A 791-nucleotide genomic window follows, 5' to 3' on the forward strand; every position below is an offset into this window, starting at 1 on the left:
CCCCCCCCCCCCCCCCCCCCCCCCCCCCCCCCCCCCCCCCCCCCCCCCCCCCCCCCCCCCCCCCCCCCCCCCCCCCCCCCCCCCCCCCCCCCCCCCCCCCCCCCCCCCCACGACCCTGCGCGGGGCGCCCTGCCACACCCACCTTCGTGCTGTGCCCACCTCCTGTGGGCAGACCACGACTGTCCACAGGTCACCTCTCGGGGGTCCCCGCGGGCGGCGCCGGCGACGACGCTGCCCGCGTGATCGCATCCGCCCTGCCCGGCCTGCTGCGCCGGATCCGCCGGACCGGTGACCTGTCGCAACGCGAGCTGGCCGAGCACCTCGGGGTGTCGAAGTCCGCGATCGCGGCGGCCGAGTGCGGGGCGCGCGGCCTGGACGCCCGGGTGCTGGAGCGGGCCGCCGAGCTCGCTGGGCTGCGGCTGGCCCTGCTCGACGAGCAGGGAGGGGAGGCGCCCGGCATGACCGACGCCGCCGTCCGGGACGGCGCGGGCCGGCTGTTCCCCGCGCACCTGGACACCCGCCACGGCGACGAGGACTGGTGGGGAGGTGAGCACCTGCCCCGGGCGACCCCGCCGCGCTACACCTTCAGCCGCGAGCGGCGGTACCGCGACGGGCGGCGCCGGCTCAGCGGGACGGCCGGGGACCACCACCGGCCGGAGCCGGGCGACTCCCTGCCCGACCGGGCGCGGGCCCCCGCCCCCGCCCCCCCCCCGCGGGGGGGCCCCCCCCCGCCCCGCCCCCGCCGCTCCCCCCGGCCGCCCCCCCCCCCCCCCCCCCCCCCCCGCCCCACC

General features: G+C 83.8%; 1 protein-coding gene. It reads left to right on the forward strand.

The window, feature by feature from the left end; genetic code table 11:
* Positions 1-239: 239 nt before the first annotated feature.
* On the forward strand, positions 240-791 hold a 552-nt coding region (locus tag ACI783_RS19800), incomplete at its 3' end, for a helix-turn-helix domain-containing protein (RefSeq protein WP_457142035.1).

The organism is Modestobacter sp. SYSU DS0511, from assembly GCF_054050755.1.